The organism is Solidesulfovibrio sp. DCME (genome assembly GCF_049995385.1).
Taxonomy (GTDB): Bacteria; Desulfobacterota; Desulfovibrionia; order Desulfovibrionales; family Desulfovibrionaceae; genus Solidesulfovibrio.
On the sequence record NZ_CP188261.1, the window covers coordinates 1,362,196 to 1,378,993 of the forward strand.

Here is a 16,798-nt window from a genome sequence, read left to right on the forward strand (position 1 = left end):
CACCCCCGCCCGCTGCCGGCCCGGGGCGCGGACACCCCCGCCCGCGCCAGGGATTCCCACTGGATGCCGGCGAACCTGCGCGTCAACGACCGACACCCCCGCCCGCGCCAGGGATTCCCTTGCCCGAGGCGGCCCCGCGCCCGGCGGCCATCCGTCCGGCACGTGCCCAGCCGGTGGTCGCGCGCCCAGGAAACACCCACACGGGGATTGCCCGTTCGCTCCCCCGTGCGCGACAAATTTCCGTCCGGGAACCATCCGTCGGTCAACCCGCGTCCGGTAACCGCCCGCCCGGCAGCCCCGACCCGACCATCCCGCGCCCGGGCAACGCCCGAGCCCCGGGGCCGGGCTAGTAGTCCCACTTCCAGTTGACGCCCACGCCCTGCTTGTTGTTGGCGCCCACTCGGCTGTCGATGGTGATGTTGGGGGTGACCTGCACCTCCACGGACACGGCCCCGGTCTGGGCGCCCATGCCCTGCTCCACGCCCACGGTCACGCCCTTGACGATCTCCTTGCCGGCCTTGAGCACGGTGGAGGAGATGCCGCCCTTGCCCGAGACCAGGGTCAGCTGGTCGAGGCCCAGGATGCGGCGGGTGCGGGCCAGCAGGCTCGTCGGCGTGCCGCCGGCGTAGAGGGAGGCGGCGGCCTGGGCCAGCTGGGCCGCCTGTAGGGGCGAGAGGTTGGCCGCGCTTTGGCCGAAAAGGATGCGGGCGAGGATGTCGTCGTGGGACAGGGTCGGCTGGGAGACCAGGTTGATGGAGGGGTTGGTGGCGTCGCCGGTGATGGCCACCCCGGCCATGACGTCGTTGGTCGTGTTTTCGGCCAGGATGTCGATGACCGGCGCGGGCGGGTTTTCGCCGTGGAAAACGATCTCGCCCTTGGCGATGTCGAGGTTGCTGCCGAACAGTTCCACCCGGCCCTTTTCCACGGAGAACTTGCCCACCACCTTGGGCGCGGCGGCCGTGCCCGTAACCGCGACCTGGCCGCCCCAGCGCGATTCCAGCCCCAGGCCGCGCACGTACACGGCCTGGCCCAGGGCCACGGTCACATCGAGGTCGATATGGCGCGCCGCGGCCGGCGGGGCGGCCTTGCCCTTTTTTTTCGGGGCATTGGGGTCATTGACGTAGGTGACCGGGATGACCGTCACCTCGGGCGGCATGGAGGTGGGCAGGTTGATGTCCGCCGGCCCCAGGGTGATCGTGCCGCCGGCCCGCAGGCGCGACAGGGTGCCGGTCACCGTCACCTTGCCGTCGGCCGTGACCGTGGCCAGGTCCAGGCCGGCCACCCGCAGCCGGGTCAGGGTCAGGGCCAGGTCCACCGGCCCGTTGCTCAAATCCGCCACGCCGACCGTGCCCGAAAGGGAGAAGCTCCCGCCGCGCCCGTCCTGGCCGCCGGCCTGGCTGACGGTCAGCACGCCACCGGCCGCCTCGGCGCGCATGGTGACGTTGCGCAGGACCAGCCCGGCGTCGGCGTTTTCGAGACTTTTGGCGGCCAGGGCCAGGTTGCCCGAAACCGACGGCGCGGCCAGGGTGCCACCCAGGCGCATGTCCGCCGACAGCCGGCCGTCGATGCGGGTGTTGGCCTGGGCCAGAAGCACGGCCATTTGGCTCAAGTCGCTGTCGGCGGTGATGCGGCCCGACAGGGCGCCACTGGCCGGCATGTCCCAGGCAAAGGGCGACAGGGCGAAACGGACCGGCAGGGCCGCCTCCAGGGTCACGGCCTCCTTCTTGCCCGTGGGCGCGATTGTAGCGGTCACCGAGGCCTTGCCGCCGCCGATGGCCGCCTTGGCCCGCACGGCCAGGGACGGCAGGTCCTTGCTTTTTTCCGCCGCCAGCACCAGCCCGTCCACCCGGGCCTCCACGGCCACCTCCGGGCGCTGGGGCGGGCCGGAAACGGTCGCCGTGGCCGTGGCCGTGCCGCCCACCCCGGCCAGGCCGAAGCTGGCCAGCAGGGGCAGCGGCAGCCCGGACACCGTGGCCTTGGCCGCGACGGCGCGCCCCGAAAGGTTGCCCGAGGCCTCGATTTTGGCCTTGTCGAAGGACAGGGCCAGGGAGCCGAGGCTCACGTTGTCGCCTTCGAGCCCGACCACGGCCGGGGCGGCCAGGGCGAAACGGCGCTTGTCGAGGCTGCCGGAAAGCGCCGTCACGGTGATTTTTTGGGCCTTGCCGGCCGTGGCCAGGGACAGCTTGGCCGCGACCTCCAGGGCCTTTTCCCCGGGAATGGTGCCCTTGGCCTCGAGGCTGGCCGCCAGGGCCTTGCCGTCGCCCGAGGCGGTCAGGTTCAGGCCGGCCAGGTTCAGGCCGCCGACGGCCAGGCCCGAGCCCGACACCGTGGCCTTGCCCCGGGGGGTGGCCGTGGCATTCGCCAGGTCGGCGGCCACGGTCAGCCGGGTGGCGCTGACCCCCGGCACGGCCAGGTTGGCGGCGGTCAGGTCGCAGGTCAGGCGCTGGCCGTCCCGGGCGGCCTCGGCGGTCAGGGCCAGCTTGAGGCTGCCGGCCAGGTGTTGCCCCGTGAACCGGCCAAGGCCGGCCAGGTTGGCGGCGTTGCCGGAAAGCTTGCCGCTCACCCGGCCGCTGTCCAGGGCGATGGTCGCCTCGCCGGTAAAGGCGGCCTCCGGGGCGGCCAGGCGCAGGTCCTTGATGGCCAGCCGGTTGCCGGCCAGGGCGATGGCCGTGTCCAGCCGGGCCGTTTCGCCCTCGCGCCGGGCGGCCAGGGCCAGCTTGCCGGAGGCGTTGCCGGCCAGGTCGTCGACCGTGCCTTCGATGGTCGCCCCGGCCAGGGCCAGGTCGTCGAAGACGAGCTTGTCGGCGGTGGCCTTGACCACGACCCTGGGCGAGGCGGCCTTGCCCGAGGCTTCGATGTCGCAGGAAAAGGTGCCGCCGGCCTTGGCCTCCAGGGCCGGGCCGAGCACGGCCAGGTCCGGGGCCGCCAGAGCCAGCTTGGCGGCCAGGGTTTCGCCGGGGGCGTCGAAGCGGGCCGAGCCGGCCAGGGACAGGGCCTTGCCGGTCAGTTTGAGGTCGTCCACCGTGGCGCCCTTGGGGGAAAAGGCGGCGTCCAGGGACAGGGTCGGCGCCGGGCCGAGCAGGGCGGCCAGCACCTGGCCGAGGGGGTCGCGCGGCCCGCCCGTCGGGCTCGCAAGTCCGGTCAGACCCAGCCGGGCTCGGGCTTTTCCCTGTCCGGCGGCGTCGGCCGTGACCGCGGCGGCCAGGGTCAGCCCGCCCGTCAGGCGCAGGCCGGCCAGGGAGGCCGCGCCGGCCACGTCGGCCAGGGTCAGGTCCAGGTCGCCCGAAAGGCTTTCCCCGGCGTAGCGCAGGTTGGCCAGGCGAATGGCCCCGCCCGGGCCGACGATGCGGCCGGAGCCGGAAGTGACGGCGCCGCTGCCGTCCACGGCCGCCTCCAGGGACAGGTCCAGGCGCTGGCCGAGCAGGCTTGTGCCCTCGGGGCCGGCCAGGCCTTCGATGGCGCCGGAAAGGCGCAGCCCCGCCCCGGGGAAGGCCCCGTCCAGGGAACCGGCCGGTTCGGCCGTGGCGGCAAGCGTGGCCGTGGCCAGGCGGACCGGGCCGGCGGCAAAGCCCTTGGCGGACAGTTCCGTCACCAGTTTCGGCTTGTCCATTGCGCCCGAGGCCGTCCCCGTCACGGCCAGGCTTCCGGCCAGGGACGGGTCGAGCACGGCGGCATCCGGCACGGCGACCCGGACCTGGCCGGCCAGGGTTTTGCCGTCGGCCGGCAGGTGGGCCGTGGCGGCCAGGGTTCCGGCGGCGGCGGTCAGTTCCGCCCGGTCCAGGTCGAATTCCCCGGATACGATGCCGAAGCGGCCGGCCAGGCGGCAGGTGGGCGCCTGGCCCACGAGCCGGGCGAGGGCGTCCGGCAAGAGCCCCGCCGGTGGCGTCAGGCCGGCCTCCAGGGAAAAGGCGGCCGTGGCATTTTTTTCAAGGGGCACGGCCAGGCCCAGGTCGGCCCGCAGCACGGGCGCGTCGGCCAGTTTGGCGGCAAGCGTCCCCTTCCAGGAGGCAAGGGAACCGTCGCCGGTCAGGGCCACGTCGAGGGCCCCGGCCTGCGGTCCGGCCAGGGCCGCGGCGAGAAGGCCCCCGGGCGCGTCCTGGAGGCCGGCTTTGACCGCCAGTTTCCAGTCGGCGTAATTGAGCGCCCCCCCCAGGCGCAGGGTCAGGGGCTTGTCGCCGTCCAGGCGCCTGGCGTCCAGCGCAAGGCCCACGGCGCCGGACCCGGATTCGGCCAGTCGGCCCGCAAGGGAAAGGACGGCGTCCTGGCCGGCGACAGGCGCGTCGAGGATGATCCGGCCCACGGCCAGCCGGTCCACGAGGATGGCCGGCAGGCGCGGAAAGCGCGGCGGCCATTCCAGGCTGGCCGGGCTCTCCTTGGCCGGCGGCAGGTCCGGCGGGCGGCGCAGGCGCACGATGTCGGCCGAGAGGTCGTTTATGACCACCCGCCCGCGCAGCAGGGCCAGGGGCGACCAGGCGAAGTGGGCGTCGCTCACGATAAGCCAGGCCCCCTTGCCGTCGGCCAGGGCGAAGCGGCCCACGCGCAGGGAAAAGGGCAGGGTGCCCGAGACGTCGCGGATGGTGGCGGTGAGGCCCGTTGCGGCCTGGATGGCTTTTTCGGCGACAAAGGCCGCGCCGCCAAGGCCAACCGGCGTGAGCAGCGCCAGCCAGACGAGTACGAGCAGGCCGGCGCAGCCGCCACAACAGAGGGCGAGCAGGCGGCCGTATCGCCGGCGCCTCCCCGGGGCCGGGCGGCCGGGCGGGGTCCGGCTAGAAGGATTGTCCGATGCTGAAGTAGAATTGGGCAATGTCGTCGATGTCCTTGCGCGGCGTCACGGGCGTGGCCACGTCCAGGCGCACGGGGCCGACGGGGGTGTAGACGCGCACGCCCAGGCCCGCGCCGAGCAGGATGGGCTGGTTGTAGGGCGGCAGGGCGGTTTCGAAGGCCGTGCCGCCGTCGAGGAAGGGGACGATGCCGATGAGTTCCGTAACCCGCAAGCGCAGTTCCGTGGAGAAGGTGAGCACCGAGCCGCCGCCCACGGGGGTGTTGCCCCGAAGCGGCCCCACGGTCTGGTAGGGGTAGCCGCGGATGGAGCCCGAACCGCCGGCATAGTAGCGCAGGTCCGGCGAGACGTTGTCGCGGTCGGTGCCGATGTTGGCCCCGCCGATGACCCGGGTGGCCAGGACCAGGCCGGGCTTGTCGGCCAGCTTGAAATAGTTGGCCAGGGAGAATTCCGGCCGCACGAAGTTGGGGCCGCCGGCCAGGGTGCCCCAGTAGGGGGCGAGGGAGCCGGTTGCCTGGAGCCCCTTTTGCGGGTCGAGCACGTCGTTTCGGGTATCGTAGCCCGCTTCCACGGGCACGAACACGAAGCCGTAGCGCTTGTCGTCCTCCCAGGGCCGCGACTGGTCCTTTTCGATGCGCGAGGCCCGGTAGCCCAGGCCGGCGGCGGCCGAGAAGGACTCGGTGAACTGGCGGCGGATGGTCCCGGTGGCCTGGGCGTTTTGGCCTTGGTAGGCCTTCTTGTTCTCGTCGGCGACCCGGACCTTGGCCTTGAACAGCTCCTTGGGCGTGATGCAATCCGGCTTCTCGAAGGAGGCCTCGCCGAACTGCTCGATGGCCGAGGCGCTGGCGGCCACGGAGAGCTTCTCGCCGCCGCCGAAGAGGTTGCGGTGCTCCCAGCTGAGGTTGGCCCCGGGGCCTTCGTCGGTCTTGTAGTCCACGCCGCCCTTGATGGTGCGGTGCTTGCGTTCGGCCACGGTGACGAGGATGGGCACCCGGCCGTCGGGCTCGGGCTCGGGGGCCGGTTCGGCCGTCACCAGGGTGAAAAGGTCGAGGGAGACGAGTTTTTTGCGCAGGCGGGTCACCAGGTCGACGTCGTAGGGCTGCCCTTCGGCCCAGGGCACCAGCCCGGCCAGGTAGGTTTCCTTGACCGAGGTCAGCCCGGAAAAGCGGGCCGGGCCGAAGGTCGCCCGGGGGCCGGCGTCGATCACCCAGGCCACGGCCACGTCGTGGTCGGCGAAATCCGCCGTGACCCGCCGCTCGGCCACCTTGGCGTAGGGATGGCCCTGGCGGTGCAGGATCTCGGTGATCTTCGCCTCGGCTTCCACCACGGCCTTGGCCGCAAAGGGCGACGGCACGGTCAGGCCGAGGGCGGCCGGGCCGGGCAGGTCGGCGCCCGGCGGGTCGAGGGTCACCCGGCGCAGGGTAAAGCGCGGGCCGGGGACTATGGCGTAGGTCAGCACGGCCGGGGTGGCGGCCTGGTCGATGCTGGCGGCGATGGTGGCGGCGAAATAGCCGTCGGACTGGAAGACCTTGGCGAAGTTGGCCTTGTCTTCCTCGGCCCGGCGCTCCAGGAGCAGCAGGGAATCGGGCGGGCTTTGGATGAGGCTTTCGGCCTTGGAGACCTGCTTGAGGAGGTCGAGGGTTTCCGATGCAAGCTCGCCGTCGTAGCGCACCACGTAGGCCAGACCCGCCGGCGTCCGCGACGGGGCGGTCTTGGTTGCCGCCAGGGACATTCCCGGTCCGCAAAGGGTCAGGACCAGGGCGACGGCACAGGCGAGGCGGATGAAGGTGCCCATGGAAAACGAATGCGGCGCTTCCCTGCGAAAGCGGCTCCCCCTGAAAACGACAGTATCACGAGGCATGGCGGCCAAGCAACCGGGAGGGCTGGGTCAGTTGCGCCGGCCGAGCATCTTTTCGGCCTCCATGACGATAAAGCCCGCCACCGCCACCCCGGCCACCCGCAGCCAGGCCATGGCGCCAAGGGGCGCCGCCTCGAACACGCCGGCCAGGGGCGGGACGTAGGTGAAGGCCAGTTGCAGGGCCAGGGCCGCCCCGATGCCCCACAACACATACGGGTTGCCCGAAAGGGGCAGCGACAGGGCCGGCCGGGAAAGCGTGCGGCAGCTTATGAGGTAGGTCGCGCCCATGGCCACGAAGACGTTGACCGCCACGGTGCGGGCTTGCACTTCGCTGCCGCCGCCGGCCAGTTCCCATTCGTAGAGGCCGAAGGAGGCGCCGAGCAGCAGCAGGCCCATCAGCGCCACCCGGCGGGCCAGCCTCGGCCCCAGGATGGGCCGGCGCGGATCGCGGGGAGGCCGGTCCATGACGCCGAGCTCCCAGGGCTCGAAAGCGAGCATGAGGCCGAGGCTGCCGGCCGTGGTCATGTTGATCCACAGGATCTGGATGGGCGCAATGGGCAGGGGCAGGCCGCCCAGGACGGCCGCGAGCACCACCAGCCCCTCGCCCAGGTTGGTCGGCAGGGTCCAGACCAGGAACTTGACCAGGTTGTCGAAGACCCCCCGGCCTTCCTCCACGGCGGCGGCGATGGTGGCGAAATTGTCGTCGGCCAGGACCATGTCGGCGGCTTCCTTGGCCGCCTCGGTGCCGGCGCGGCCCATGGCCAGGCCGATGTCGGCCTGCTTGAGGGCCGGGGCGTCGTTGACGCCGTCGCCGGTCATGGCCGTGACGTGTCCCTTTGACTGGAAGGCCTTGACTAGGCGCAGCTTCTGCTGGGGCGAGACCCGGGCGAAGACCTGGGTGCCCTCGGCCCGGGCGGGCAGGGCGTCGTCGCCCGTGGCCTCGATGTCGGCCCCGGACATGGCCACGACCGGCCCCGTGCCGGCCAGGCCGAGCGCTTCGGCGATGGCCGCCGCCGTGGCCACGTGGTCGCCGGTGATCATCTTGACCATGACCCCGGCCCGGCGGCAGGCGGCCACGGCGGCCATCGCCTCGGGGCGCGGCGGGTCGATCATGGCCACGAGCCCCAGAAAGGTGAAGCCGGCGTCGAGGCCGCCCTCGGGGATGTGCTGCGTTTGCGGCGCCAGGGCCTTGGCAGCCACGGCCAGGACGCGCAGCCCCCGCCGGCCCATGGCATCGGCGACACGGCGCACGGCCGCGACCCCGTCGGGGCCGGGCAGGGCGCAGCGGGCCAGCACGGCCTCGGCCGAGCCCTTGAGGTGCAGTGTCGGCGGCGCCTCGGCCTGGGGGCCGCTGTTGAGGGTGGCCATGAACATGGTGGCCGAATCGAAGGGCGCCTCGGCCAGGCGGGGCCGCTTCGCCCGGCTGGCGGCCACGTCCAGGCCGGCGGTCTGGGCGGCGGCCAGCAGGGCCGTTTCGGTCGGGTCGCCGACGAACCCCTGGCCGTCGCTGGCCGGGGCGGCATCGTTGCACAGGGTCGCGCCGCGCAGCAGGTCCGCCAGGGCCTGCCCGGCCTGGCTGTCCGCCGCGTCGGGGCTTTCGGGGACGAATGCCCCGACGTCCAGGCGCCAGTGCCGGCCGGTTGCGAACAGTTCCACCACGGTCATGCGGTTTTGGGTCAGGGTGCCGGTCTTGTCCGAGCACACCACCGTGGTCGAGCCCAGGGTCTCCACGGCCGGCAGGTGGCGGATGATGGCCTTGCGGGCGGCCATGCGCGACACGCCCATGGCCAGGATGACGGTGACGGCGGCGGGCAGGCCCTCGGGGATGGCGCCCACGGCCAGGGCCACGGCGGCCATGAACATGGCCGCCGGCGCCTCGCCCCGGGCGACGCCCACGGCGAAGCACAGGCCGGCCAGCAGCAGGATGGCCACCAGCAGCCGGCTGGAAAAGCGGGCGATGGCCCGGGTGAGCGGCGTGGCCAGGGCGTCGGCCTCGGCGGTCAGCGTGGCGATGCGCCCGATTTCGGCCGCGGCGCCGGTGGCCGTGACAAGGCCCAGCCCCACCCCGGCCGTGGCCACGGTGGCGGCGTAGGCCATGCACGTCCGGTCGGCCAGCAGCGCCGCTTCCTCCACGGGCTCGGGGGACTTGTCCACGGGCGCGGATTCGCCGGTCAAGGCCGATTCGTCGATGCGCAGGGACGTGGCCGACACCAGGCGCGCATCGGCCGGCACGCGGTCGCCGGCCCGCAGCCGTACCACGTCGCCGGGCACCAGTTCCTCGGCCGCGATGGTGCCGAAGGCGCCGTCCCGCAGGACCTCGGCCGTGGCCACCATGGAGCGGGACAGGGCGGCCAGGGCGGAGACGGCCTTGGCCTCCTGGATGTAGCCCAGCACGGCGTTGACCACGACCACGGCGAAGATGACCCCGGCGTCGAGGAGATGGCCGAGGAAGGCCGACGCCGTGGCCGCCGCCAGCAGGATCAGCACCAGGGGCTGGAGGAACTGGTCAGCCAGCCGCCGCAGCGGCCCCGGCCCGGACGGCAGGGCCAGGGCGTTTTTGCCGTGGGCGGCCCGCCTGGCCGCGACGGCGGCAGCGTCCAGGCCTTGGTCGGGCGCGACCTCGAAGTGTGCCGCCACGGCGGCGGCGTCCAGGGCATGGAAGGGGGGTGGCGGCGGAGGGTCGCGGTGCATGGTGTTCCTTGGCGGTTGCGGGCCTGGGGCCGCCCGTGGGCAGGGGGGGCGTTACGGCCCGGACGACTTGACCCCCGGGGAACCCATGCCCTACTATGCCGGGTATTGCAGGCCGCAAGGCCCCACGTCAAACAAAACAACCGTTGCCAAGGCTGGTGGAAGTTGGACAGGCCCAAACGCATCCTGGCCATAGACGACGAACGCATCAATCTGCGGGTCATCGGCGGCTTGTTGCGCAACCTCGGCCACGAGCCGGTATTGACCGAATCCTTCACCGAGGCGCGCGACCTGCTCGATACCAGCATAGACCTCGTCCTGCTCGACGTCATGATGCCCGAAACCGACGGTTTCACCGTGGCCCGCCGGATTCGGGAGATGTCGGGCGTGGCCGATGTGCCCATCATCATGGTCACGGCCCTGACGAGCAAGCAGGACCGGCTCAAGGCCGTGGAGGCCGGGGCCAACGACTTCATTTCCAAGCCCATCGACCTGACGGAGCTGCGGGTGCGCATGGGCTCGCTTTTGAAGATGAAGGAGTCCCAGGACGAGGTGAAGCGCTATCAGGCCGAGCTCGAGGAGATGGTGGCCGTGCGCACCTCGGCCCTCAAGATGGCCCTGGAAAACGTCAAGGAGTCCCAGCGCACCATCCTTTCGGCCCACCTGGAGACGATTCACCGCCTGGCCTCGGCCGCGGAATTCAAGGACGAGGAAACGGCCGACCACATCCAGCGCATGAGCCGCTACTGCGCGCTTTTGGCGGCCAAGCTCGGCCTGCCCGACGCCGAGGTGGACCTGGTGCTGCAGGCCAGCCCCATGCACGACATCGGCAAGATCGGCATCCCCGACAGCATCCTTTTAAAGCCGGCCAAGCTCACGCCCGACGAATGGGAAGTGATGAAAAAGCACACCATCTTCGGGGCGCGCATCCTGGGCGAATCCAATTTCGAACTGCTGCGCGTGGGCGAGATCATCGCCTTGGCCCACCACGAGAAATGGGACGGCTCGGGCTATCCCAAGGGGCTGGATGGGGACGACATCCCGCTTTACGGCCGCATCTGCGCCATCGCCGACGTCTTCGACGCCCTGACCAGCAAGCGGCCCTACAAGGAAGCCTTTTCCAACGAGAAGTCCCTGGAGATCATGCGGGCCGGGCGGGGCAGCCATTTCGACCCCCGGCTCCTCGACGTCTTCATGGGCGATTTCCCCAGTTTCGAAGCCATCCAAAAGGAGTTCCTCGACCAGGACGGCCTCGCCAGCCTTTTATGAACGCGGCCCCCAAACAGCCGTCGGTACTCATCGTCGACGACGTGCCGGCCAACATCCGGGTGTTGGTCGACTACCTGCGCGACGGCCACGAGCTGCATGTGGCCACAAGCGCCACCGCCGCCCTGGAGCTGGCGGCCCGCCTTGCCCCGGACATCATCCTCCTCGATGTGGTCATGCCCGACATGGACGGCTACGCGGTCTGCCGCCGGCTCAAGGCCGACCCGGCCACCCGGGGGATTCCCGTCATCTTCGTCACAGCCCGCCACGCCCCCGAGGACGAGGCCCTGGGCCTGTCGCTGGGGGCGGTGGACTACATCGTCAAGCCGACCAGCCGGGCCGTGGTCCGGGCCCGGGTCAAAAACCACCTGGAACTGCGCGCGGCCCGGGAATCGCTGGCCCGCCAGAACGAGGCCCTCAAGGAGGCGGCCCAGTTGCGCGAGGACGTGGACCGCATCATGCGCCACGACCTCAAGGCGCCGCTGACCGGTATCATCGGCCTGCCGCCCATCATTGCCGACGAGGGGGGCTTAAGCGACGGCCAGGTGACGCTGCTTAAGCTCATCGAGGAAAACGGCTTCAAGATGCTGTCCATGATCAACCTGTCGCTGGACCTGTTCAAGATGGAGCGGGGGACGTATACGCTACGCCCCGAACCCGTGGACGCGGCGGCGGTGGTGCGGCGGCTGTTCGTGGAGCTGGCCAGCCTGGCCGGATACAAGAAAAACACCTTCGCCTTGCGCCTGGACGGCCGGCCCGACGACGGCACGGCGTCGGTGACGGTCTGGGCCGAACGGCTGCTTTTTTATACCATGCTGGCCAATTGCCTCAAAAACGCCCTGGAGGCCTCGCCGGACGAAAAAGCCGTCACCGTCGACCTGCGCCCGGGGGACCCGGCTCTGGTCGTGATCGCCAACGAGGGCGTGGTGCCGGCCGAGATCCGCTCCCGGTTCTTCACCAAGTACGCCACGGCGGGCAAGGCGGGCGGCACCGGCCTTGGCGCCTATTCAACCCGCCTGATCGCCGAGGCCCATGGCGGCTTCGCCCGCATGGAGACCTCCGACGAAACGGGTACGACGACCATCACCCTGGCCCTGCCCCAGTCCGAGGCGGGCCGGGCCGCCACCGGCTAGGGCGCTTGCCCGGCCCCAGCCGGCCACACACGACGGGCGCCGCCAACCAGTGAGGTTTGCCATGGAAGCTCCGCTCGATCCCGGCTCCCTGCTCGCCCTTTCCAGCGCCTATTGGAAGGCCTGCGCCCTGCACGCCGGGGCCATGCTCGACGTGTTCACGCCCCTTGGCCGCGCTCCTTCCGATGCCGCCGGCCTGGCCACGATCCTCGGCTGCGACGCCCGGGCCCTGGCCATGCTCTTAAACGCCCTGGCCGCCATGGGGCTGCTCGTCAAGTCCGGGGACCAGTACGACTTGACCCCGGCGTCGCGGGAACTGCTCTCCCGCGATTCGCCGCGCAGCGTGGCCCATGTGGTGCGCCACAACCACCGCATCATGGCCACCTGGGCCAGGCTCCCCGAGGCCGTGCGCACGGGCGGCCCCTTGGGCGACCACATGACCGACCACGGCGACCCGGCCGCCCGGGAGGATTTCCTGCTGGCCATGTACGGCATCGCCTCGGCCATCGCCCCGCGCCTGGCCGCCATGATCGACATGGCCGGCCGGCAGCGGCTCCTGGACGTGGGCGGCGGGCCGGGAACCTATGCCGCCCATTTCTGCCTGGCCAACCCGGGCATGACGGCCACGGTCTACGACCTGCCCGGCAGCCGGGAATTCGCCGCCGGCGTGACCGCCCGCCTGGGCGTGGCCGACCGGGTGGATTTCGCCCCCGGCAACTACCTGCGCGACCCGCTGCCCGGCGGCTACGACGTGGCCTGGCTGTCCCAGATCCTCCATGCCGAGGACCCGGACGGCTGCCGGACGATCATCGCCAAGGCCATGGCCGCGCTCAATTCCGGCGGCCGTATCTACGTCCACGAGTTCATGCTCGACGACAGCCTGGACGGGCCGGAATTCGCGGCGCTTTTTTCGCTCAACATGCTCCTTGGCACGCCGCGCGGCCAGGCCTACGCCGAGGGGGCGATCCGGGAGATGCTGGCCCAGGCCGGGGCGCGCCAGGTCGCCCGCCTCGATTTCACCGGCCCGAGCGGCTCGCGGGTGGTCTGGGGCGAGAAGCCATAGGCAGCCCAGGCCAGGCGGCCAGGCCCACGCCCTGTCGGCCCGGGCGACCGCTGGTGGAAGGCGTGAATATTGCCGGCCTGCCGGCGATGGAAGGCCCACGCCCCATCGGTCCGAGCGGCTGCCGGTGGTCGAGGGCGGGAAAGCCGGGCGGCCCGGGCTAGACGGCCAGGTCCAGCACCGAGCCCTTGGCCAGGGCCGGCGTCTGGCCGGTCAGGGTGGTGAGCCCCAGGTTGGCGGCCTCGCCGTACTGGTCGGCCAGGTAGGCGTCGGCGGCGGCAAGGGCCGTGCCGAGCCCCTGGCGGGTCGGGCCTGTTTCTTCCAGGCTTTGGGTCATGAGGTCCGAAACGGCTTGGCTCGTTTGCTCGCCGAAACGCTTGGCCACGGCGTCGAGGGCCTCGGACAGCACGCCCTGCACCTGCCCCGCGCCGCTGGTGGTGCTTGTTGCGGCGTAGAAAACCTCGCTTTTGCCGTTTTGGAAATAGCCGTTGACGGCGTCGTTGAGGGCGCCGTTGAAGGTGGCGATGGCCGCGTCGCCCGAGGCGATGCCGAAATTGCGGTCGATGAATTTGAGCGCCGAAACCAGGGAGTCGCCCAGGGCATCCTCGCCGCCGGAGCCGTCGCCCACGCCCTTTTCCACGATGCCCATGACGGCCGTGGCCGCCGCGTTGCCGTGTTTTTCCCGCACGTAGTCGATGACGTCGGCCAGGGAGCCTTGCAGGTCGCCGGCCGCGCCGCTGCCGACGAGGGCCCCGGCGTTGCTGGCCGTTTGGGCGGCCTGGAGCTTACTGAGGATGTCGCTGGCGAAGACGTCGGAGGTGCTCGTGGGGATCTTGCCGGCAAGGGTCGCCCCGGTTGCGCCCTCGTTTTTCTCGGAATAGCGGCCGAGCTTGAGGCCGTGGCCGTCCGCCCGGGAATTCGCCGGCAGGCCGGTTGCCCCGGCAAGGGTGGTGGACAGGCTCGTGATCTGCATGGGCGCCTCGCATCGCAGTCGGTTGCCACGGACTTATCGGCCAACGGCCGCAAGAGTTTAGCCAGGCGCGGCGCGTTGCTTCGATGCGGGCCATCTGATAGTTGCGCAACGCAGCCCCGGCGAGAGGAACGATCATGTCCGCCCAGACCCCGCGCGCCATCCTGACTGTCGATCTGACCGCGTCCACCACGCGCCGCCGCGCCGCGCCCCAGGCACTGCTGGACCGGGAGCGCGGCGGCCGGGGGCTGGCCCTGGCCCTTGGCCGGGCGCCACGGGCTGTGCGCCCGGGCGATCCCGACGGGCCGCTGTGCCTGGCCGCCGGCGTCCTGGCCGGCTGCGGCCTGCCGGGCGGCGGCCACCTGTCCCTGGCCTTTCATTCCCCCCGCACCGGCGGCCTGGCCACGGCCAGCCTGGGCGGGGGCGTGGGCCTGGCCTTGGCCCGGGCGGGGCTGGCCGCCGTGGTCGTGACCGGCCGGGCGGCGCGGCCGGTGGGGCTGGTTATCCGCGACGGCGAAGCCTGCCTGGTCCCGGCCGAGGACCTGGCCCACCTGCCGACGGCGGCCCTGTTTGCCGCCCTTGCCGCCTGGGACGCGGCCGTTGTGGCCGGGCCGGCCGCCCGGGCCGGTTCGGGCCTGGCCACGCTCCTGGCCGACCGCTGGCACGACGCGGGCGGCGCCGGGGCCGGCCTGGCCTTTGGCCGCAAAAATTGCGTCTATCTGGCGGTCTCCGGCACCGGCGCCGCAAGCCCCGCCGATCCCGACGGCCTCACCCGAGCCCGGGCGGCCATGGACCGGCTCATTGCCGCCGCCCCGGCCCTGGCCGGCCCGAGCGGCCTTGGCCGCCACGGCACGGCTGCCCTGCTCGACCTGACCCACGGCCGGCGCATGCAGCCAACCGACAATTTTCGCCGGACCTTTTTCGAGGCCGCCCCGGCGGTCAACGCCCCGGTTCTCGGCCGGCGTTTCGGCGGCACGGGCACGGCCTGCCCGGGCTGCCCGGTCCCCTGCCGCCGCATCGACGCGGCCGGCAGGCTTTTGCCCGATGCCGACGCGCTGTCCCATTTTTCGGCGCTGCTTGGCCTCGACGATCCCGAATACATCGTGGCCGCCCATTGGTTCTGCCTGGAACAGGGCCTCGACGCCGCCGGCGCGGCCGCGGCCGTGGCCGGGTTCGCCGAGGCCGAGGGCATGAGGCCAACCCCCGGTTTCGTGGACGAGGCCCTGGCCGCCCTGGCTGCCGGCAACGCCCGGGGGCGGGCCATCGAAGCCGCCCTGGCCATGGCTGTCAGGGGGGTGGCCCTGCCGGCCTTCGACCCGCGTGGCGCCTATGGCCTGGCCCTGTCCCTGGCCGTCGGCGCGTCCGGCCCCGATCCCTGGCGCGGCGGCTGCCTGGCCCACGAACTGCTGCGAAAGCCCGTGGCCACGGACCGTTTCACTTTCGAGGGCAAGGCCCGGGCCGTGGTGCTGGGGGAAAACGCCCTGGCCGGAGCCCAGTGCCTGGGCGCCTGTCCGTATTTGTCCCTGGCCGTGACCCTGGAGGAATGGGCGCTGGCGCTTGCCGCCTTTTCGGGCGCACCCGTCGCGGCCGGGGAGCTGGCCTCGCTTGGGGCGCGCGTCGTCGGCCGCGAGCGGGCGGCCAACTCGGCCCTGGGCTTGGACGGGGCCGCCGACGACCTGCCGGCCCGGTTTTTCACCGAACCCGGCACGGCCGGCGACGGCATCGCCGTGCCGCCCCTGAACCGCCGGGCCTTTCTGGCCGCCCGGGACAAATACTTCCTTTTGCGCGGCGCGGCCAAGCCGCACCGGGCCGAGCTTCCCGACGACCCCGTCGCCTCGGGCGGTGAAGCGGCCGGCCTGGGCGTCGGCGCCTTGGCCGGCCATTTCGCCACCCGGCTGGCCGGGGCCGGCTTGTGCGCGCCGGGGCAGGCGGCCATCGTCTGCGTGGACGAGGCGGCCAGCTTTTCCCGGGCCGATTTTTCGCACAACGCGTTTTTGGCCGAAACCGCCCGGCGCCTCGATGTGGCCTGCCTCATGCTCGTGCCCCCGGCCGAGCCCTACCGGACCATCCTCGAATTCCTGGCCGGCCGGGAAGCCCCGGCCATCCGGCCCCGGGACTGCGAGACACGCACCTTTTTCCACGACATTCCGGTGGTCGAGCGCCCCGACCCGGCACTGGCCGCGGCGGCGCTTGGCCGGCGCAAGGGCGCCTACCTGCCGGGCCTGGGCATGCTGGCCCACGGCGCGCTCTCGCCGGAGCAGGCCTTTATCACCGTCTCGTCCATCGCCTTTGCCGGGTTCGTCAAATTTTTCGCCGACCACCTGGCCGCCCACCGCGACGGGCGCCTGGATGCCGCCTCCCGGGCCGCCTTTAAGGCCGCCGTGGCCGGGCTGCCGCCGGCGCCGGCGACCGTCCCGCCCCTGGCCCGGGGGCCGTTTGCCGACCGGGAAAGGGCGCTGGCCGCCATGGCCGAGGCCGGCCGGGCCACGGTCGCCTTGGGCCTGGTGGACTCGGTCTTCGGCAACATCTCCTACCGCCTGGGCGGGACCCTGGCCATCAGCCAGACCGGCAGCGCCCTGGACGCCCTGGCCGGGGCCATCGACCTGTGCCCCCTGGACGGTTCGTCCTGCGCCGGCCTGACCGCCTCCAGCGAATTGTCGGCCCACGCGGCGCTTTCGGCAATGGACGGCCGCCCGGCCATCCTCCACGGCCACCCCAAGTTCGCCGTGATCCTGTCCATGGACTGCGCGCAGCAGGGCGACTGCCCGCACCGCGAGGCCTGTCACGTGGCCTGCGACCGGGAACGTTTCGTGGGCGACATCCCCATCGTGCCCGGGGAGGTGGGCTGCGGCCCGCGCGGGCTCGTCCACACCATGCCCCCGGCCCTGACCGGCCGGAGCGGCGCCATCGTCCTTGGCCACGGCGTCTTCACCATGGGGCAAACGGATTTCAACGAAGCGCTGGCCGCGTTGTGCGCCGTGGAAAACCTCTGCCGCGCCCGCTATTTCTCGGCCCTTGGCCGCAACCCCGCCTGAAACGGAGCATC

Annotated in this window: 8 protein-coding genes; 4 read left to right on the forward strand and 4 right to left on the reverse strand. The window is 72.0% G+C overall.

All coding sequences use genetic code 11. From position 1 onward, the window contains the following. Positions 1 to 346 precede the first annotated feature (346 nt). The 3 genes from ACP59X_RS05880 to ACP59X_RS05890 form a co-directional block, all read right to left on the reverse strand. Positions 347 to 4,804: a translocation/assembly module TamB domain-containing protein gene (locus tag ACP59X_RS05880; protein ID WP_428566176.1), complete on the reverse strand. Its 4,458-nt coding sequence runs from the start codon at positions 4,802 to 4,804 to the stop codon at positions 347 to 349. After that, a complete protein-coding gene (locus ACP59X_RS05885) occupies positions 4,767 to 6,575 on the reverse strand; it encodes an autotransporter assembly complex protein TamA (protein WP_428566179.1) in 1,809 nt (602 codons plus the stop codon). The genes ACP59X_RS05880 and ACP59X_RS05885 overlap by 38 nt, the downstream gene beginning before the upstream one ends. Positions 6,576 to 6,668: 93 nt before the next feature. Further along, the gene (locus ACP59X_RS05890; protein ID WP_428566182.1) at positions 6,669 to 9,329 is read right to left on the reverse strand and encodes an HAD-IC family P-type ATPase; all 2,661 of its coding nucleotides are present in this window, start codon (positions 9,327 to 9,329) and stop codon (positions 6,669 to 6,671) included. A gap of 162 nt (positions 9,330 to 9,491) precedes the next feature. On the opposite strand from ACP59X_RS05890, the gene ACP59X_RS05895 reads away from it, so the two are divergent. The 3 genes from ACP59X_RS05895 (at position 9,492) to ACP59X_RS05905 (ending at position 12,785) form a co-directional block, all read left to right on the forward strand. Next, entirely contained in the window at positions 9,492 to 10,595 is a 1,104-nt protein-coding gene (locus ACP59X_RS05895) for an HD domain-containing phosphohydrolase (protein ID WP_428566185.1), read from the forward strand. Further along, complete coding sequence (locus ACP59X_RS05900; RefSeq protein WP_428566189.1) at positions 10,592 to 11,725, forward strand: hybrid sensor histidine kinase/response regulator; 1,134 nt, start codon at positions 10,592 to 10,594, stop codon at positions 11,723 to 11,725. The genes ACP59X_RS05895 and ACP59X_RS05900 overlap by 4 nt, the downstream gene beginning before the upstream one ends. Positions 11,726 to 11,786: 61 nt before the next feature. Then, a complete protein-coding gene (locus ACP59X_RS05905; protein WP_428566192.1) occupies positions 11,787 to 12,785 on the forward strand; it encodes a methyltransferase in 999 nt (332 codons plus the stop codon). A 157-nt stretch (positions 12,786 to 12,942) separates the two neighbouring features. On the opposite strand, the gene ACP59X_RS05910 is transcribed toward ACP59X_RS05905, so the two are convergent. Then, entirely contained in the window at positions 12,943 to 13,755 is an 813-nt protein-coding gene (locus ACP59X_RS05910) for a hypothetical protein (protein WP_428566195.1), read from the reverse strand. A 134-nt stretch (positions 13,756 to 13,889) separates the two neighbouring features. Between ACP59X_RS05910 and ACP59X_RS05915 the strand changes: the two genes are divergently transcribed. Continuing rightward, on the forward strand, positions 13,890 to 16,787 hold the full coding sequence (locus ACP59X_RS05915; RefSeq protein WP_428566199.1) for an aldehyde ferredoxin oxidoreductase C-terminal domain-containing protein: 2,898 nt from the start codon (positions 13,890 to 13,892) through the stop codon (positions 16,785 to 16,787). Positions 16,788 to 16,798: the final 11 nt, after the last annotated feature.